The 17,953-nt window shown below is 65.3% G+C and carries 14 protein-coding genes and 1 pseudogene; 6 read left to right on the top strand and 9 right to left on the bottom strand.

What is annotated here, in order from left to right:
- Positions 1-56 precede the first annotated feature (56 nt).
- Positions 57-1,211, top strand: a complete 1,155-nt coding sequence (gene argE / locus M5C96_RS02855) for an acetylornithine deacetylase (protein WP_272567008.1) — start codon at positions 57-59, stop codon at positions 1,209-1,211.
- Positions 1,212-1,232: 21 nt separating this feature from the next.
- Here the strand turns inward: argE and M5C96_RS02850 are convergent, their stop codons facing one another.
- Complete coding sequence (locus tag M5C96_RS02850; protein ID WP_272567005.1) at positions 1,233-2,375, bottom strand: ABC transporter substrate-binding protein; 1,143 nt, start codon at positions 2,373-2,375, stop codon at positions 1,233-1,235.
- 97 nt (positions 2,376-2,472) lie between these two features.
- On the opposite strand from M5C96_RS02850, the gene M5C96_RS02845 reads away from it, so the two are divergent.
- The 4 genes from M5C96_RS02845 (at position 2,473) to M5C96_RS02830 (ending at position 8,398) form a co-directional block, all read left to right on the top strand.
- Positions 2,473-4,548 carry a molybdopterin-containing oxidoreductase family protein gene (locus M5C96_RS02845; RefSeq protein WP_272567003.1) on the top strand — a complete coding sequence of 692 codons (2,076 nt, stop codon included), beginning with the start codon at positions 2,473-2,475 and terminating at the stop codon, positions 4,546-4,548.
- A 300-nt stretch (positions 4,549-4,848) separates the two neighbouring features.
- On the top strand, positions 4,849-5,217 hold the full coding sequence (locus M5C96_RS02840) for a DUF1428 domain-containing protein (protein WP_272567001.1): 369 nt from the start codon (positions 4,849-4,851) through the stop codon (positions 5,215-5,217).
- 374 nt (positions 5,218-5,591) lie between these two features.
- Complete coding sequence (locus M5C96_RS02835; protein WP_272567000.1) at positions 5,592-7,634, top strand: TonB-dependent receptor; 2,043 nt, start codon at positions 5,592-5,594, stop codon at positions 7,632-7,634.
- Between the two features lie 47 nt (positions 7,635-7,681).
- Entirely contained in the window at positions 7,682-8,398 is a 717-nt protein-coding gene (locus M5C96_RS02830) for a DUF4198 domain-containing protein (protein WP_272566997.1), read from the top strand.
- A gap of 425 nt (positions 8,399-8,823) precedes the next feature.
- On the opposite strand, the gene M5C96_RS02825 is transcribed toward M5C96_RS02830, so the two are convergent.
- The 5 genes from M5C96_RS02825 to M5C96_RS02805 all read right to left on the bottom strand — a co-directional run bounded on the left by M5C96_RS02825 (position 8,824) and on the right by M5C96_RS02805 (position 14,340).
- Positions 8,824-10,470 (bottom strand): MFS transporter, encoded by a 1,647-nt coding sequence (locus M5C96_RS02825; RefSeq protein ID WP_272566996.1) that lies wholly within the window; start codon positions 10,468-10,470, stop codon positions 8,824-8,826.
- Complete coding sequence (locus tag M5C96_RS02820) at positions 10,460-10,867, bottom strand: DoxX family protein (protein WP_272569579.1); 408 nt, start codon at positions 10,865-10,867, stop codon at positions 10,460-10,462. The genes M5C96_RS02825 and M5C96_RS02820 overlap by 11 nt, the downstream gene beginning before the upstream one ends.
- Positions 10,868-10,881: 14 nt before the next feature.
- The gene (locus M5C96_RS02815) at positions 10,882-12,771 is read right to left on the bottom strand and encodes an amidohydrolase (protein WP_272566993.1); all 1,890 of its coding nucleotides are present in this window, start codon (positions 12,769-12,771) and stop codon (positions 10,882-10,884) included.
- A gap of 45 nt (positions 12,772-12,816) precedes the next feature.
- Positions 12,817-13,503 (bottom strand): hydrolase, encoded by a 687-nt coding sequence (locus M5C96_RS02810; RefSeq protein ID WP_272566992.1) that lies wholly within the window; start codon positions 13,501-13,503, stop codon positions 12,817-12,819.
- 111 nt (positions 13,504-13,614) lie between these two features.
- On the bottom strand, positions 13,615-14,340 hold the full coding sequence (locus tag M5C96_RS02805) for a pirin family protein (RefSeq protein WP_272566989.1): 726 nt from the start codon (positions 14,338-14,340) through the stop codon (positions 13,615-13,617).
- A 185-nt stretch (positions 14,341-14,525) separates the two neighbouring features.
- Between M5C96_RS02805 and M5C96_RS02800 the strand changes: the two genes are divergently transcribed.
- On the top strand, positions 14,526-15,428 hold the full coding sequence (locus M5C96_RS02800) for a LysR family transcriptional regulator (protein ID WP_272566988.1): 903 nt from the start codon (positions 14,526-14,528) through the stop codon (positions 15,426-15,428).
- Between the two features lie 58 nt (positions 15,429-15,486).
- Here the strand turns inward: M5C96_RS02800 and M5C96_RS02795 are convergent, their stop codons facing one another.
- The 3 genes and pseudogenes from M5C96_RS02795 to M5C96_RS02785 form a co-directional block, all read right to left on the bottom strand.
- Positions 15,487-15,954, bottom strand: coding sequence for a hypothetical protein (locus tag M5C96_RS02795; protein ID WP_272566987.1), 468 nt, complete (start codon positions 15,952-15,954; stop codon positions 15,487-15,489).
- 836 nt (positions 15,955-16,790) lie between these two features.
- Positions 16,791-17,225, bottom strand: a complete 435-nt coding sequence (locus M5C96_RS02790; protein WP_272566986.1) for a hypothetical protein — start codon at positions 17,223-17,225, stop codon at positions 16,791-16,793.
- 2 nt (positions 17,226-17,227) lie between these two features.
- Positions 17,228-17,872: pseudogene (locus M5C96_RS02785) on the bottom strand (RHS repeat domain-containing protein); the annotation flags it as partial.
- Positions 17,873-17,953 lie beyond the last annotated feature (81 nt).

Below are 17,953 nucleotides of genomic sequence, written 5' to 3'. Positions count from 1 at the left end.
TCACAGTCTAGCCCCGGTGCATGCAGCCCGACAACCGGGGATTGGAAACTCCACCCATGATCTCCGACCACGCCCTTTCCCTCGCCCAGACCCTGGTCCGCATGAACACGGTCAGCCAGAACCCGAACCTAGCGCTCATCGACTTCGTGCAGCAGGCGCTGGCCCGCCTGGGGGTGAAGTGCCGGGTGACCCACAACGCAAGCAAGACCAAGGCCAATCTGTTCGCCACGCTGGGCGAGGGCAAGCCCGCCGGCATCATCCTGTCCGGGCACACCGACACCGTGCCGTGGGACGGCCAGGACTGGACCTTCGACCCGCTCGGCGCCACCGTGCAGGACGGGCGCCTGTACGGCCGGGGCAGCGCCGACATGAAGGCCTTCATCGCCATCGCGCTCGCGCAGGCCGAAGCGTTCCTGAACAGCGATGCCCCCTTCGCCATCCACTACGCCTTCAGCTACGACGAGGAGGTGGGCTGCTTCGGCGTGAAGGAACTCATCGCCGACATGAAGGACGCCGGCATCCGCCCGCTGGCCTGCATCGTGGGCGAGCCCACCAGCATGGTGCCGGCCATCGCGCACAAGGGCGTGTATCGCTACAAGTGCTGCGTGCGCGGCAAGGAGGCGCACTCCTCGCTCACGCCGCATTCGGTGAATGCCATCGAGATGGCCGCGCGCGTGGTGGGTCGCGTGCGCGACATGGCCGAGGGCTTCGAGCGGCACGAACCGCGCTTCGAAGGCTTCGACGTGCCCTTCTCCACCGCCAGCGTGGGCCAGTTCCATGGTGGCATCGCCGACAACGTGGTGCCGCGCGATGCCGAGTTCCGCTATGAATTCCGCGACCTGCCCACGGCGGACGCCGCCGGCATGCAGGCCGAGGTGATCGCCTATGCCCGGTCGCTGGAACCCGCGATGCAGAAAGTGGCGCCCAGCACCGGCATCACCTTCGAGACGATCTGCGAGATCCCGAGCTTCCTGGGCAACCGGGACGATGCCGTCACGCGGCTCGCGCAGCGCCTGGCCGGGGAACAGGGCACCACGCTGGTGGCCTTCGGCACCGAGGCGGGGCTGTTCAAGAACGCCGGGATTCCCACCGTGGTGTGCGGACCGGGCAGCATCCAGCAGGCGCACCAGCCCGACGAATACGTCTCGCTGGACCAGCTCGCCCGTTGCGAGGCCTTCATGCAGGGGCTGGCGGCGACGCGCCAGCTGTAGGAAGGAAAGCCCCGCGCCGGTTCAGACGCGCACGCGGCCGTCGCCCGTGAGCATCGACATCTCCACGAAGTGCGACCCCATGTGGTTGCCGGGGCCGAATGCCACCTGAAAGCCCGCGACCTGCTGCGTGCCGAACCCCTCCAGCGCCGATATCAGCGATTCGCGCGTAGGCCGGCCTCCGGCCTGGCGCAACCCCTCGGTGAACACGCGCGCGGCCAGGTAGCCCTCCAGGCTGGAGTAATTGGCCTGGACCTTGTTGCCGCCCTTCTTGATCGCGTCCTGGAACTCCCGCGTGAGCTGGCGGGCGGACTGGTAGGGCGAGGGCATCACCTGCGAGACCACCACGCCCGCGCCATCGGCCTTGAGCTCGTCCATCAACGCCTGCGTGCCCACGAACGACAGGTTGTAGAACGTGCCGCCGTAGCCCGCCTTGCGCGCGGCGCGCACGAAGGCGGCGCTCGCGGCATAGGTGCTGACCTGCACGATCGCCTCGGGCCGCGCCGCCACCAGGGTCTGCACCGCGGCGGCCACGTCCACCGAATTGCGCTCCACCGTGGCCTGCGCCACCGGGGCGAGCTTGTGGGCGCCCAGTGCCAGCGCCATGCCATCCAGGCCCGCCTTGCCATAGGCATCGTTTTGGTAGAAAACGCCGATCTTGCTCAGGCCCAGGTGGGTGAGCTTGTTCACGATGACGGCGGTCTCGTCGTTGTAGGAGGCCCGCACGTGGAACACCAATTTGTTCAAGGGCTGGCGCAAGGCCTCGGCCCCGGTGAACGGCGCGAAGAACGGCAGCTTGGCCTGCGTGAGCAGCGGCATCGCCGCCAGGCTGGTGGGCGTACCCACGTAGCCGAAAAGCGCGAACACATCGTCGGTGATGAACTTGCGCGTGTTGGCGGCGCAGCGGTCGGGCTCGTAGCCGTCGTCCAGCGTGCGCAGCTCCACCGTGCGCCGGCCGGAGCCCGCCTGGGCATTCCATTGCTCGAAGTAAAGCTGGGCCCCCTGGTGCAGTTGCACCCCCAGTTGCGCGGCGGGCCCGCTGAACGGGGCGGACTGTCCCAGCACGATGGGCGCCTCCGATTGCGCCCGTGCCAGCCCGAAACCGCCGAGCGCGGCGGCCCCCAGGCCGATGGAAAACCGTCTGCGCCCCAACGCAATATGCTTCATGGTGAAATCCCCTCTTCGATCAAAAACGTCGACGTTCCGCGGGGTCGCCACCCCGCCATCGCTGCTGGTCGGTGAGTGTATCGACAGGAAAACCCCTATGTCCACGACTGAAATCTCCCCCCTTTCCGAGCCGGTCCGGCAAGTGCGCGGGGCCTGCCCCCACGATTGCCCCGACGCCTGCGCCCTGCTCACCACCGTGGACAACGGCGTGGCCACCCGCGTGCAGGGCAACCCGGCGCACGGCCACACCGGCGGCGTGCTGTGCGCCAAGGTGTCGCGCTATGCCGAGCGCACGAACCACCCCGACCGCCTGCTGCAGCCGCTGCGGCGCGTCGGCCCCAAGGGCCCGGGGGCGCAGTTCGAGGCGGTGACATGGAACGAGGCGCTCACCGATATCGCGGCGCGTTTGACGCGCATCGCCGCCCGCGCCCCGCAGGCCATCCTGCCCTACAGCTATGCCGGCACCATGGGCCTCGTGCAAGGCGAAAGCATGGACCGGCGCTTTTTCAACCGGCTGGGCGCATCGCAGCTGGGCCGCACCATCTGCTCCACCGCCGGCGGCGAAGGCCTGAACTACACGCTGGGCGGCAAGCTGGGCATGAAGGTGGAGTTCTTCGCCGAATCGCGCCTCATCGTCATCTGGGGCAGCAACTCCATCGGCAGCAACCTGCACTTCTGGCGCTACGCGCAACAGGCCAAGCGCGACGGCGCCCGGCTGGTGTGCATCGACCCGCGCAAGAGCGAGACCGCCGAGAAGTGCCACGAACACCTGCAGCTGCGCCCCGGCACCGATGCGGCCCTGGCCCTGTCGCTCATGCACGAGCTGATTGCCAACGACTGGCTCGACCACGACTACATCGCGCAGTACACCGTGGGCTGGGACGCGCTGCGCGAGAACGCGCTGCAGTGGCCGCCCGAGCGCGCGGCCGAGGTCTGCGGCCTGCCGGTGGAACAGATCCGCCAGCTGGCGCGCGACTACGGCACCACGCGGCCCGCCGCCATCCGCCTGAACTACGGCATGCAGCGCGTGCGCGGCGGCGGCAACGCCACGCGCGCCGTGGCCTGCCTGCCCGCGCTCACCGGCGCATGGCGCCACCGCGCGGGCGGCCTGCTGCTGTCGAGCTCCGGCCACTTTCCCGTGCAGCGCGCCCAGTTGCAGCGCCCCGACCTGCACACGGGCCCGGTGCCGCGCACCATCAACATGGTGACCATCGGCGACGACCTGCTGCGCGAATCCTCGCCGGAGTTCGGCCCGAAGATCGAGGCCGTCGTGGTCTACAACAGCAACCCCGTGGCCGTGGCGCCCGACTCCGCGCAGGTGGCCCGGGGCTTCGCGCGCGACGACCTGTTCACCGTGGTGCTGGAGCACTTTCGCACCGACACGGCCGACTACGCCGACTACCTGCTGCCCGCCACCACGCAGCTGGAGCACTGGGACGTGCACGTCTCCTACGGCCACACCGACGTGCTGCTCAACCGCCCGGCCATCGCGCCGCTGGGCGAGTCGCGCTCCAACGCCCGCATCTTCCGCGACCTGGCCGAGCGCATGGGCTACACCGAGCCCTGCTTTGCCGACAGCGACGAGACCCTGTGCCGCCAGGCCTACGGCGACCGCATCGACTTCGGGCAGTTGCTGGAAGTGGGCTTCGCACCCCTGCCCCTGCCCGATGCGCCGTTCGCCGAAGGCGGCTTTCACACGCCGTCGGGCAAGTGCGAGTTCTACAGCGAGCGACTGGCGGCCCAGGGTCTGCCGCCCGTGCCGGTGCACGTGCCCAACCACGAGCTGCCGCAGCCCGGCGGCCGCTACCCGCTGGCCATGATCTCGCCGCCCGCGCGCAATTTCCTCAACTCCACCTTCGTGAACGTGCAGAGCCTGCGCAACATCGAGACGCAGCCGGTGCTGGAGATCCACCCCGACGACGCCGCCCCGCGCGGCATCGCCGACGGCACGCGGGTGCGCGTGTTCAACGACCGCGGCAGCTACGAATGCCACGCCGCCGTGAACGGCCGCGCCCGCCCCGGCGTGGTCAACGGCCTGGGCATCTGGTGGCGCAAGTTCGGCGTGAACGGCACCAACGTGAACGAGTTGACCAGCCAGGCCCTGTCCGACATCGGTGCGGCGCCCACGTTCTACGACTGCGTGGTGGAAGTGGCGGCGGTGTCCGAGGCTTGATGCGCACGGCGCCACTCGCCCGGACCAAGGCGCGCCTTTTCATTCATGGTCCGTGCGCAGGCCGGCCAGCCCACGCAATGATTGGAGAATCTTGCAGCGGCAGTGGTCTGCATCCCGAGGGTCTATCCTGAGAGGGCCGCGCTGTCGGAAGCGATAGGCTTTGCGCGGTTCTTGCGCCTCTCATGACCCGTTGCCCCCGGTCCGTCCTGACGATCGACTTGGTTCTCCTGCTGCCAGCGGAAGGAATACGGGGCATGCCCCAACGAGCGCGCCAACGATCAATCCAACAGGAGTGATGACATGTCGTACATCGATGGTTTCGTGATTGCAGTGCCTACCGCCAACAAGCAAAAGTTCATCGAGCATGCCCGTACGCTCGATCCCATATTCATCGAGTTGGGGGCGATCCGCGTGATCGAGTGCTGGGGCGACGATGTCCCCGACGGCAAGGTCACCGATTTCCGCAGAGCAGTGCAGGCCACGGCAGAGGAGACGGTGGCTTTTTCCTGGATTGAATGGCCAGACAAGGCCACGCGCGATGCAGGGATGAAGAAGATGATGGAAGACCCGCGCATGGACCCCTCTGTTCCTGGCAACCTGCCCATGCCCTTTGACGGCAAACGCATGATCTTTGGGGGCTTCGAACCGGTGGTTGATGTGAAGGCGTAAGCAGCAAGCGGCCTTGTCGCTGCGCATGGCGGCTGCATCGACCACAACAACGGGCACGATGCCTTCGCTTCCATGAAGGAGGTGCTCACTCGGCGCCCCGCACGCCGCGCCAGCCGGGTGCCGTTGCGGCCGCCCCACCGCTGGGCGCCTGGATGAACCAGGGCCTCGGCTGGGAGCTGCGATACGCCATCCGGCGTATTGAAGATCAAACGGCAGTTCTTCATACTCGGCGAGCCTTGGAGCTGCGCTGCAACGCCATGGCGGCATCCGCGACATCCTGCGCGGGCATATGACGCAACTGCGCGAGACCCATGATCGGGATGGACCCTGCGTGGCCCACCGGTCCTGCGTCTTCATTTCATACCGCAAAACCCATGACACGAGGTCTATTCCTGCACCAGGCCAGCAATCTGCATGGTCGCCCCCTGTACGCCGCCATGGCGCTGGCCCTAGGAGCCCAGTGTGCCGCGGCTCAGCAAGCCTCGCCCACCCTGGACTCCATCGAGATCAAAGGTCAGGCGCTGCAGGGGGCTGCCTCCGCCTATTCCAGCACGAGCTTCGACAGCGAAGAGATCGCCGACAAGCATGTGAGCCAGCCGACAGAGCTGCTGCGCCATGTGCCCGGAATGAACGTGCAGAACTACCAGCTCTCGGGCGTGGCCGACACCATCGTGATGCGCGGCTTTGGCGGTGGGGGGCATGGCGGCGACGTGGGCGTCGTGCTCGACGGTATTCCGCTGAACGAAGCCATGTCGCACGCCGATGGGTATGTGGACCTCAATGTCATCGTGCCGCTGGAGATCGAGCGCTTCACGCTCTACAAGGGCCCCGTATCGGCGCTGTACGGCAACTTCAATCGCGCCGGGCTGATGGCGATAGAGACGCGCAAGCGTGGCGATTACCGGGAGGTGGATGCGAGTCTCGGCTCCCACAGCACGGTGGATCTGCAAGGCGCATGGGGTCTCAAACTGGGTGAGGGGGAATACCTGAACCTGGCGGCGCAGCACGACCGCACCGATGGCTTCCGGGCACAGTCGGACGATCACCGCAGCACATTGGCAGGCCGCTGGAGCAAGCGCATCAGCGCCGACCTGGACGTAGCGCTGTCGGGCCGCTGGCACGAGGCCGATGGCGATTCGCCCGGCTACGTCACGGCCGCGCAGTTCGCGCAGAACCCCTATGGCAAGGACCCGCGCGCCATGAACGATGGCGCCAACAAGCACTTCGCCACGCTGCGCGCGGACGTGAACTACGCACTCTCGCCCGACGTGAAGCTGCTGACGTTTGCCTACACCACGCAGCAGGACTTCACACGCTGGTTCAGCCGCCCGGTCAATGCCACCACCTGGCGCCAGCGCGAGGAGACTTACGACCGCAATGTCCATGGTGCGGGCACCAGCCTGAACGGCCGCACCCCGGTGGCAGGAACCCCGCTGAACTGGGTGGCCGGGCTGGAGACTTTCCGCGAAGCCACCGACTACCTGTACTTCGACGGGCTGGACAACCGTGCGCGCCTGGCCCCTGCCATCAACAACCGCACCTCGAAGCTGAACAGTGTCTCGGCCTTCGGAGAGATCGAAGCGCCCATCCACCCCCTGTTCAAGCCCTCGGCCGGCCTGCGCTGGGACCGTTTCACCGGCAATTGCGAGCGCAACGGTGCCGAGACGGGTACCGATCCCTGCGGCCCGCTGGCCAGGACGTCCCATGCCAGCCCCAAGCTGGGCGTGCGCTCCGACGTCGCGCCGGGCGTGCAGCTGCGCGCCAGCTGGGCCGAGGGCTTTGCCTTGCCCAGCACCTTCGCCAAGTACGCACTGGGCGCCGCCACGCTGGACCCCAACGTCTTTCGCCAGACCGAGGTGGGTGCGCAGTTCAAGCCCGTGCAGGGCCTGGTGCTGGATGTAGCGGCCTTCCGCCTCACCTCCTCCGACGAGATCCGCACCGTGGCCCCCGGCGTGTACGAGAACAATGGCGCCACGCGGCGCAGCGGCGTGGAGGCCAGCGCCCTGTGGGCAGCACACCGCGACGTGGACCTGGCCCTCACCTGGGGCAGCGCGCATTCGCGCATCACCGAGAACGGCAATGCGGCCCTCATCGGCAAGCAAGTGGCCGGCGTGCCGCGCTACATGGCCACGGTGAGCGCCACCTGGCGCCCCGCCGCGGACTGGTCCACCACCGCCACCTGGCGCCGGGTGGGCGCCTATGCGGTGAACGCCGACAACAGCGTGGGCTATGGCGGCTATGCCACGGTGGACCTGAGCGCTGCGTACCGAGTCGCCAACCGCTATGAGATCTACGCCGCCATCGCCAACGTGAGCGACAAGGCCTATGCCACCTCGGCCTCGGTCATCGGAGGCACGCAGGTCTTCGCACCCGGTGCGCCGCGGACCTTCAAGCTCGGCACCAAGCTGCAATTCTGACCTGTGACCACCCGATCCAGGAAGCTCAGGCAATCCAGGAGAACGCCATGAAGACCACCACCCCGACACCACTCCTGCGCCTGCTGGCCATCACAGCGCTGGCCCTGGGCCTGGGCTCCGTGCAGGCCCACAACGTCTGGGTGGAGCCTGATGCCAGCGGCGGCTACCTCGTGCAGTTCGGCGGGCACGAAGGCCAGCTGGAGACCTACCCCGCTCACAAGCTGAAGAGCCTGCAGGCCTTCGATCGCCGTGGCCGCAAGATCGACGTGGCGGTGGAACCGCGGCCCGATGGGGTGCGCGTGAAGCCCGAGCGCCAGGCCGCGTTGCTGGCGGCCCACTTCGACAACGGTTTCTTCAGCAAGGTCGAGGGTGGCCAGATGGTGAACAAGCCCATGACCGAGAACCCCGGCGCTACCAGTGGTGTGCATGCGCTCAAGTACCACAAAACCATCATCCAGTGGGGCGTGATCGCAAAGAAGGAATTGGGGCAACAGTTCGAGATCGTGGCCCTGGAGGCGGACACGCCCGATGCAGGCCAACCCATGCGTGTGCGCGTGCTGTTCGATGGGAAGCCCATCGCCGGCATCCGGCTGTCGCTGGGCGAGAAGGGGGCGCCCGTCACGACGGCTGAAGACGGCACTGCGACGGTCACGCCCACGGCGGGCATCAATCAGTTGCTGGCGATCCGCCGCGTGCCGGTGGCCAATGACCCACGCACCACCAGCATGAGCTGGGAGTACCTGCTGGCGTTCCCTGCGCACTGAGACCGGCTGGCACGACCTGCCGAAAGCGGATCTGCCGGCGACGGCTGAAGGAATGGAGTGCTGCGGGCCTGGGCAACCACTGCTGGGTCGTGGAGAGAAACCCACGCTTGGTTTGCAGGGTTCGGCAATCCTCTGCTCTCGCCTTGTCGAGCGGTCGCGTCAGCCACTCTTCATTTCCCGAAATTTGCATCCATTCTCGAATAGCGTTGACGATGACACGCGGCGCGCATCGCAGCGCGGGTGGCCTGACGCAGACGCCGCTCCAGCCCAGCGCCATCGGCCCTGCAGTGCCGACAAATGAATGCTATTTATTTAATAGCAATATGCCTTAGTGGATATTGCGCTGGAGCCCTTTTCGACCTGAAATCCGGCGTGGCGGCGTCCGGCCCGCCACGCCCGTACCGGCAGCCACCGCCCCGCCAGCATCACGCCGCACCCGCCGCCACGCTCTGCGCATCCAGCGCCAGATAGTGGTGCACTGCCGGCCGCTCCGGCCCCACGTGGTAACGCAGCGCCTCGGCCTGCAGGTCCGCGTCGGCCCTGGAGACGCGGCCGTGCTGGCGCAGGTGCTCAGCCCAGGACTCGACCAGAAACCACTCGATCACGCGGCTGGGCTCGGCGGAGTGTTCCGCCACGCCCCAGGCATAGGCGCCGTCGCGGCGGCGCTCGCGCGCCACGTGCTGCATGGCCTGCAGGAACGCGGGCAGGTCGGGCGTGCGCACGCGGTATTCGATCTGCACCATCACCGGGCCGCGGTCGTGCGCCACGGGCTCGGCCAGCAGCGGCTCGGGCCAGTGGTTGGACGGCTGCAGGTCGGCCTCGCCGGTGGGCAGCTTCACGCGGTGAAAGAGCCACGCCGCCAGCACCAGGCCACCCGCGCCGGCCAGCAGCGTGGCCGGCAGCCCCGCCTGCCCCGCCACCAGGCCCCAGCCCAGGCTGCCGGCGGCCATGGCGCCGTTGAACACCATGAGGTAGATCGCCAGGCCCCGGCCGCGCACCCAGTTGGGCAGCACGGCCTGGGCCACGCCGTTGAGCGTGGTGAGCGCGATGATCCAGCCCAGGCCCAGCATGAGCGCCACGGCGGCCTCGCGCGGCGGCGCCAGGGTGAGCACGGCCATCACGCCCGCGGTGAGCAGCGAGGCCAGCAGCACCAGCCCGTCGGCATCCAGGCGCTTGCGCAGGCGGGGCAGCAGCACCGCGCCGAGGATGGCCCCGGCACCGACCGCGCCCAGCATCACGCCGTAGAAGCCCGCCGTGCCGCCCAGCATGCGCCGCGCCACCAGCGGCAGCAGCGCCCAGACGGAACTGGCGAACAGAAAGAACACCGCCGCGCGCAGCAGCACCACATGCAGTTCGCGGCTGGCGCGCGAGTAGCGCAGCCCGGCGCGGAAGGCGCCGAAGAACTGCTCGTTCAGCCCCGTGGGCTCGGCCTTGGGGCGCTTCCACCACAGCAGCGCGGCGATCACGAAGCCGTAGCTCGCCACGTCCAGGCCGTAGGCTGCGGCCGCGCCGAAGCTGGCCAGCAGCAGGCCGCCGGCCGCGGGGCCGATGGCGCGGGCGATGTTGATGCCCAGCGAATTGAGCGCCACGGCGCTTTTCAGCTCGCTGCGGGGCACCAGCTCGGGCACGATGGACTGCCACGTGGGCCCCATGAGCGCCGCGCCGATGCCGCCCACGAAGGTGAGCGCGATGAGCGATTCCACGGTGAGCGTGTTCGTGCGTGCCATCACCAGCAGCGTGCCGCTCACGCAGGCCAGCAGCACCTGCACGGCGATCAGGAAGCGCCGGCGGTCCAGGATGTCCGACAGCACGCCGGCCGGAATCGCCAGCAGGAAGATCGGCAGCGTGGCCGCCGTCTGCACCAGCGCCACGGCGGTGGGGCTGGACGACAGCTCGGTCACCATCCACGAACTGGCCACGTCGCGCATGAAGCTGCCGATGTTGCCCAGCACCGTGGCGGACCACAGCACCGCGAACAGCGGCAGGCGCAGCGGCGCGAAGCTGCCCGAAGGTGCGGGCGTGGCGGTGGCCGCAGTGGACGGTGAATCGTGTGGGTGATCGTCATGTGCCATGGAGGCCTCCCAGGTCGTGCCAGGCGACGAGCAGCATGCCGCCCACCAGGCCCCAATGTTCGAAGAATGCGTTGGCGGCGCGCTGCCGCTCGGGCGGCGCCACCTGCCAGAAGCGGTCGGCCAGGAACGCCGCCAGCACGGTGAAGCCGGCCAGCGCCAGCGCGCCCAGCCAGCGGTGCCAGCCCGAGACGATGAGCAGCGAGGCGCCCAACTGCAGCGCGATGGTGGCCACCGCGACGGGCGCGGCGGGCGCCAGGCCGAAACGGCGCATCTCGGCCACGGCGCCGGCGAAGTCGCGCGCCTTGCCGATGCCGCCCTGCAGGTAGGCCGCGCACAGGCACAGCAGCGCGAGCGACTGCACCCAGGGTGCGGTGAAGGCGCCGCGCAGCGCGTCCATTCCGTTCGCCACGGTCACACCGCCCAGCAGGCGCAGCCCAGGGCGCCCCAGAAGCCCTTCAGGTCGGCAATGGGCAGCCGGCTGCTCCAGGCCGTGGCGTGCTGGTGGCCGTGCACGTTGCAATCGTTGGCGCAGGCGCACGCGGCGGCCGCGCGGCGCACCACGGCCTGCAGCGGCGCGCCCTCCTGCGTGCCCCAGCCGGCATAGCCGCCGAAGGTGCGCACGGGCGACCAGTCGGGCATGGCGGGCGGCGGTGCCGCGTCGTCGAAGCGGGCGAAATCACCGGCGCCGTACACCACCTTGCCGCCCACCACCGTGAGCAGCGCCGTGGTGTCGGCGATGTCGGATTCGGGGCAGGCGAAGAAGTCGCGGTCGGGCACGGTCAGGTCGGCCAGCTGGCCGGCCTGGATGCGGCCCTTCTTGCCTTCTTCGTTGCTGAACCAGGTGACGTTCTCGGTCCACAGCCGCAGCGCCGCTTCGCGGTCCAGGCAGTTGCGCTGCGGCGTGATCTGCAGGCCGCCCACGGTCTTGCCCGTGATGAGCCACGACAGCGACACCCACGGGTTGTAGCTGGCCACGCGCGTGGCATCGGTGCCGGCCGAGACCTTGACGCCCTTCTCCAGCATGCGCTTGACGGGTGGCGTGGCCTCGGCCGCGCCGGCGCCGTAGCGCTCGACGAAGTACTCGCCCTGGTAGGCCATGCGGTGCTGCACGGCCACCCCGCCGCCCAAAGCGGCGATGCGGTCGATGGACTTTTCCGAGATGGTCTCGGCATGGTCGAAGAACCAGTTCAGGCCGGCCAGGGGCGTGTCGCGATCGACCTTCTCGAACACGTCGAGCGCGCGCTCGATGGTCTCGTCGTAGGTGGCATGCATGCGCCAGGGCCAGCGGTTCTGCGCCAGGATGCGCACCACGCCTTCGAGGTCGTCCTCCATCTCGGGCGCCATGTCGGGGCGCGGCTGGCGGAAGTCTTCGAAATCGGCGGCTGAGAACACCAGCATCTCGCCCGCGCCGTTGTGGCGAAAGTAGTCCGTGCCCTGCTTGTATTGCGACGTGGCCGTCCAGTTCAGGAAGTCTTCCTTTTCCTGCTTCGGCTTTTGCGTGAACAGGTTGTAGGCCAGGCGGATGGTGAGCTGATCGGCATCGGCCAGTTCCTGCATCACCTGGTAGTCGTCGGGGTAGCTTTGGAAGCCGCCGCCCGCATCGATGGCGCCCGTCACGCCCAGGCGGTTCAGCTCGCGCATGAAGTGGCGCGTGGAGTTCACCTGGTATGCATGCGGCAGCTTGGGGCCCTTGGCCAGCGTGGCGTAGAGGATGGCCGCATTGGGCTTGGCCAGCAGCAGCCCGGTGGGGTTGCCGGCCGCATCGCGCACGATCTCGCCGCCGGGCGGCGCGGGCGTGTCGCGCGTGTAGCCCACGGCGCGCAACGCGGCGGCGTTCAGCAGCGCGCGGTCGTACAGGTGCAGGATGAACACCGGCGTGTCCGGCGCCACGGCGTTCAGTTCGGCGATGGTGGGCAGGCGCTTCTCCGCGAACTGGTGTTCGGTGAAACCGCCCACCACGCGCACCCACTGCGGCGCGGGCGTGACCGCCACCTGGCGCCGCAGCATGCCCATGGCATCGGCCAGGCTCTTCACGCCGTCCCAGCGCAGCTCCATGTTGAAGTTGAGCCCGCCGCGGATGATGTGCAGGTGGTTGTCGATCAGGCCCGGCAGCGCGCTGCGGCCGTTCAAGTCGATGCGCCGCGTGCCCGGCCCGGCCAGCGCCAGCACCTCGCGGTCGCTGCCGACGCGGGTGAAGCGCCCCTGCGCGATGGCCACGGCACTGGCCGTGGGGTTGGCGCGGTCCAGCGTGGTGAAGCGGCCGTTGTGCAGGATCAAGTCGGGGGTGGTGGGCGGGGTCATGGGCAGGCTCCTTGGGGGATCGGCAACGCGAAGGGTGCGCTCTTTTCAACCCTCGTGGGCGTTGAACATGGCCTTGGCATAGGTGATGCCCAGGCCGTAGCCGCCACCGAACTTTCTGGCGATGCCGGTCGTCATGTCGTACGTGTCCGTGCGCGCCCAGTCGCGTTGCAGCTCCAGCAGATACTGCAGCGCCGTGATGGGCCGCGCACCCGCCTGCACCATGCGCTCCATGGCGCGGTGGTGGGCCTCGGTGGAGATGTCGCCGCTCGCATCGGCGATCACGTACACCTCGAAGCCCTGGTCGAGCGCCGACAGCGCCGGGCCCACGATGCACACGCTGGTCCACAGGCCCGCCAGCACGATGCGCGGCTTGCCGATCTCGTTGATGCGGCGGATCACGGCCTCGTCTTCCCAGGTGTTCATCGACGTGCGGTCCAGCAGCGCCTGGCCGGGGAACGGCGCGGTCACCTCCTCGAACATCGGGCCACTGAAGCTCTTTTCTGCCACGGTGGTCAGGATCGTGGACACGCCGAAGCCCGCCGCCGCGCTGGCCACCAGGCCGGCGTTGGAGCGCAGCGTGATCGCATCGATCGAATGCGTGGCGAAGGCCATCTGCGACTGGAAGTCGATCATCACCAGCGTGTGGTCCTGCGGGTTCAGCAGCGTGGCGCCGGGCGTGGCGGTGGCGACGGGCTTGGCGGCGGCGTTGATGCGGGTGGCGGTGGCGGTCATGGCAAAACTCCTGGGTTGATCGAGTGAATGGAGGAGAGAAAACAAAAAAGCGGGGAATCGAAAGACAAGAAAGAAGGCAGGCGGGGCGGCGGTGCCGCCGCCCCTCACCGGTCAGTGCGGCATGGCGGGCAGCTCGTTGGGGCGCAGGTCGAACACCAGCACCTCGGCGCCTTCGCCCCTGGCAAAGCGCAGGGCGCCAGCGTCGCGGATGCGGGCGCCGTCGCCTTCGGACAGGCGCTCGCCGTTCACCTCCAGGCTGCCGCGGGCCACGTGCACATACACGTTGCGGCCGGGGCCCACGTCCAGCTCGGCGGCCTCGTCGCCGTCGAACAGGCCGGCATGCACCCGGGCGTCCTGGTGCACGGCCAGCGAGCCGTCGGCCCCCTCGGGCGAGATGATCAGCCGCAGCCGGCCGCGCTTTTCGGCCTCGCTGAAGTGCACCTGCTGGTAGCGGGGCGTGGCGCCGGTCACGCCGGGCACGATCCAGATCTGCAGGAAATGCACGGGCTCGTCGGCCGAGTGGTTGAACTCGCTGTGGCGCACGCCGGTGCCGGCGCTCATCATCTGCACGTCGCCGGGGCGGATGACCGAGCCGGTGCCCATCGAATCCTGGTGCTCCAGCGCGCCTTCCAGCACATAGGAGAAGATTTCCATGTCGCGGTGGGGGTGCGTGCCGAAGCCCTTGCCCGGCGCCACGCGGTCGTCGTTGATGACCAGCAGGTCCGAAAAACCTTGCTGGTTGGCATCGCGGTAATGGCCGAACGAGAAGGTGTGGTGCGAATGCAGCCAGCCGTGGTTGGCGTTGCCGCGTTGGTGGGCTTTGCGGATGTCGAGCATGGTGCGTTTCCTTTCGGTTTCTTCGATGAAATTCACACTGGGGGCCTGTCGCTGAAATCGCCTCGATTTCATTGGGCTTCAGTGCTGCGGTGAAGAAAGTATCCCGCGCCGTGATGGGGCGCAGGTTGAAAGGTTTGGCCGTCCATCATCGATAATTTCGATGATTCAATCCCACGGCCTGCCCCATGCTGAAACTCACCCTCGAAGCCATCGAACTGGTGGACGCCATCGCCCGCCACGGCTCGTTCGCCGGCGCCTCCGAGCGCCTGCACAAGGTGCCGTCCACCATCTCCTATGCCATCGGCAAACTGGAGGAACAACTCGGCATCGCCCTCTTCACCCGCAACGGCCCGCGCGTGGCGCTCACGCCCGCGGGGCAGGAGATGCTCAAGGAAGGCCGCTGGCTGCTCACGGCAGCGCACCAGCTCGAATCGCGCATGCGGCAGATCGCCACGGGGTTCGAATCGGAGCTGCGGCTGGTGCACGACTCGCTCATCCCCACCAGCGCGTTCAACCAGGACATCTGCGCCTTCGAGGACCTGCACTGCGGCACGCGCCTGCGCATCGGCTGCGAGGCGCTCACAGGCACCTGGGAGGCGCTGCGCGACGGCCGCGCCGACATCGTCGTGGCGGCGGGCGAAGGCCCGGCCGGCGGCGGCTACAAGGCCGTGGCCGTGGGCAGCCTGGCGTTCGTGTTCTGCGTGACGGCCACGCACCCGCTGGCGCAGCTGCAGCGCCCGATCACCCGCAGCGACCTGCTGGACCACACCGCCGTGGTGGTGGGCGACGGCGCGCGGTCGCTCACCGACCGCACCGTGGGCCTGCAGTCGGGCCAGCGCCGCATCACCGTGCCGTCGATGCAGGCCAAGATCGCCTGCCAGGCGGCGGGCCTGGGCCACGGCTTCCTGCCGCGCGCGTGCATCCGGGTGGAGCTGGAGACGGGGGTGCTGGTGGAGCTGCCGGTGGAGGAACCCCGCCCCGACGAGACCTTCTGGCTCGCCTGGAAACCCGATCACATGGGCGAGGCGCTCAAATGGTGGCGCCAGCGGCTGGACCGGCCGCTGCTGCCGGGCATCCTGCCGCAGTGAGGGCGCCGCCGACTCGGCCGATCACAGCGGCAAGCGTCGCTGCGATGGCCGATTCTCGTCAGGGGGGTGCCGGCCGCTGCGGGAATTTGCGATAGATCTTTTTCAGTACCCAGATTTCTCCGCATTCCAGGGCCAACCACAGCGGGAAAAGCGGCATCACCATAAAGATGAAAAACACCCGCAAGGGAAAATAAAGGAGAAAAAACATCCCCACATAAAACCCGTGCCGCGGCTGCTTGTTTTTGATGAAAAACAGGATGAAGACGAGAAAAGCCAAGCCCGAAGTCAGAAGGACGTGGGCGCCCAGCAGCAGATAGGCCATCGCCTTGGGCAAATAATCATGGGCGGCCACCCATTTGGGCAGCAGTTCCTGAAAGGCCGATGCGACCATCGACAGAAAGAACACGAGGATGCCCAAGCCCAGAACGGCGAATGGAATCCAACACGCGCGCGAGATCCATTTCGAATATGCCGGAAGAGCTTGGAAAGGCGCTTTGCTTATCAATTTCAAATTCTCTTGAGTCAATAAATTTCCACAATAGAATTTTTACCGACATTAGATTCGGCGGAGTCTTTATTGCAAGATGCATCGATAGCCGCTATTGGCGATCCATTGATCACGACGTGGCCTGCCTCATTAATACCATAGCGCCAACATCTCAAATGCCAGACCTCAGCTTTGACGTTTGTGCACGAGCCATTTTTTAAAAAGCAAATTGACAATTAGAGAAAGGGTTGCAGCGCAGCCGCCAGCCACCCCATAAAAAATGGAAATTCTATCAAGTGCCGGCGTAGTACCTAAAACAAAATAGAGAAAGCCAAAGATCACAATTACGCCAAGGAAAAAGGCGCATAAAAATGAATTAAAACAGCCAAATTTTTTATAAATACCTAAAATCAATGGCAAAAAAAAGAGACATAAGACACAAAGAAACCAGAAAAACGAGCGGCCCCACAATAAAATAAAGACCCCTGTAATGACGATCTATTGATACAACAAACAATATCGACACAAAAAATGCCGATATTGAATTAGCCATAAAGAAATATTTCATCTTCGATATTCTATGGCAGGATTAAAAAGTTTTTATGCCACATATCCCATGACTCATCTTCTTTATCAGGCCTTTTCTTAGCAGCCACCCTAGGAAACCTCTCAAAACCTCCGAATTCGCAAGTTTTAGCGTTGTAACTCGTTGATTTATATGGGCGTCGATTAGCAGGAATTGGGGTTTTGAGAGGTTCACTCATGGATCAAACGCAAATCAATCCGCTACATAATTCATAGCAAAAGAGCCAATAGCAACTAGGGCAATGGCGGGTTTGGAACACCAAACCTTTGAGATCACATCGCTATCGAAATCAGTCCTTGAGCTGATTTATGAAAAATAAAACTGCGTCTCGACTTGTAGAAACAATAAATATTGAATGCTTTTCCGAAAAGCAGGCTTGTAGTTGATTTATTTTATTTTCACTGCTTTTGCTGCGAGGATTTCCAAAATTAGAGCAGAAAAATTCCCCAATCTTTTCGCCATTTTTTAAATTTGCCAGAACGTTATCTGAATCCCTTTTATCGTCAATTTTGCTAAGAATGATTGTATATACCTCTCCATTATAGTCTTGGCAGTTTACTGAAACGCGATCTTTCCTATCGTCATCACTATAAGCGGATTTAACGCATCGACCACTCGGTATCATAGATTCAATTCCTGAATGGCTTTTGAGATAAAAAAACAGAAGGAATACCGTCGCCAAAAGAGCCAGCAATCCTAAAAATAATAGATGCTTTGTTTTCATAATTACAGACCTGGAATATGCACCGGACCTCCGGCAGAAGCCCCAGGAGTTTCCATCATTATTTTCGTGATTTCTCCAGTATTGTTTAAAATTTTCTTGCTGACTTCATCTATTCTGTTCTCAATTTTTTCCATCTCTGCGGTTTGGCATGTAGGCGATTTTGCCAAACACATTAGCAATTCATCTCTCAGACGTGCCAATTCCTTTTCTAACTTTCTGTTCTCCAATGACAATTTTCCTGCATCAATACCATCTTTTGCCTTGCTCCCCTTGTCCCACCAACCGTAGATTTTCGACAACAAGCCGCCTCCTTCCTCCGCAAGCCCCATCGGATCTACCCAATTCATCGGATTGACTGGATAGCTTGATTTATTAATCCCGCCATTAAGCCCAATGGGATCTTGCGTAATGTACTGCCCAATATTGGGGTCGTAGTACCGGAAGCGGTTGTAATGCAGCCCCGTCTCGGCATCCAGCTGCTGCCCCTGGAACCGGATGTTCTGCTCGATCCGGTACGGGTTGTATTCCTCCCGCACCTCGCCCCAGGCGCCATAGCTGGCCGCCCACGTCACTTGCCCCGCCTTCTCCCCATTGCCATCCACCAGCCCGATCGGCGTGCCCAGGTGGTCGCACAGGTAGTGCCGGATGCATCCTAGCTAACGGCCGATGTGCTGCGCTCTCTGAGCAGGTTTCTTTTTTAAAGTATGGCAAGCCCATTTCCACACTTG

It is taken from the genome of Acidovorax sp. GBBC 1281 (assembly GCF_028473645.1).
Taxonomy (GTDB): domain Bacteria; phylum Pseudomonadota; class Gammaproteobacteria; order Burkholderiales; family Burkholderiaceae_C; genus Paracidovorax.
This window is presented reverse-complemented; position numbering and strand designations above follow the sequence as displayed.

Excerpts from the sequence above, each read along its gene's own strand:
- M5C96_RS02845 (WP_272567003.1), top strand. The coding sequence starts at position 2,473 with ATGTCCACGACTGAAATCTCCCCCCTTTCCGAGCCGGTCCGGCAAGTG.
- M5C96_RS02850 (WP_272567005.1), bottom strand. The coding sequence starts at position 2,375 with ATGAAGCATATTGCGTTGGGGCGCAGACGGTTTTCCATCGGCCTGGGG.
- M5C96_RS02805 (WP_272566989.1), bottom strand. The coding sequence starts at position 14,340 with ATGCTCGACATCCGCAAAGCCCACCAACGCGGCAACGCCAACCACGGC.
- M5C96_RS02835 (WP_272567000.1), top strand. The coding sequence starts at position 5,592 with ATGACACGAGGTCTATTCCTGCACCAGGCCAGCAATCTGCATGGTCGC.
- M5C96_RS02810 (WP_272566992.1), bottom strand. The coding sequence starts at position 13,503 with ATGACCGCCACCGCCACCCGCATCAACGCCGCCGCCAAGCCCGTCGCC.
- M5C96_RS02840 (WP_272567001.1), top strand. The coding sequence starts at position 4,849 with ATGTCGTACATCGATGGTTTCGTGATTGCAGTGCCTACCGCCAACAAG.
- M5C96_RS02790 (WP_272566986.1), bottom strand. The coding sequence starts at position 17,225 with ATGAAAACAAAGCATCTATTATTTTTAGGATTGCTGGCTCTTTTGGCG.
- M5C96_RS02815 (WP_272566993.1), bottom strand. The coding sequence starts at position 12,771 with ATGACCCCGCCCACCACCCCCGACTTGATCCTGCACAACGGCCGCTTC.
- M5C96_RS02820 (WP_272569579.1), bottom strand. The coding sequence starts at position 10,867 with ATGGACGCGCTGCGCGGCGCCTTCACCGCACCCTGGGTGCAGTCGCTC.
- M5C96_RS02830 (WP_272566997.1), top strand. The coding sequence starts at position 7,682 with ATGAAGACCACCACCCCGACACCACTCCTGCGCCTGCTGGCCATCACA.
- argE (WP_272567008.1), top strand. The coding sequence starts at position 57 with ATGATCTCCGACCACGCCCTTTCCCTCGCCCAGACCCTGGTCCGCATG.
- M5C96_RS02825 (WP_272566996.1), bottom strand. The coding sequence starts at position 10,470 with ATGGCACATGACGATCACCCACACGATTCACCGTCCACTGCGGCCACC.
- M5C96_RS02800 (WP_272566988.1), top strand. The coding sequence starts at position 14,526 with ATGCTGAAACTCACCCTCGAAGCCATCGAACTGGTGGACGCCATCGCC.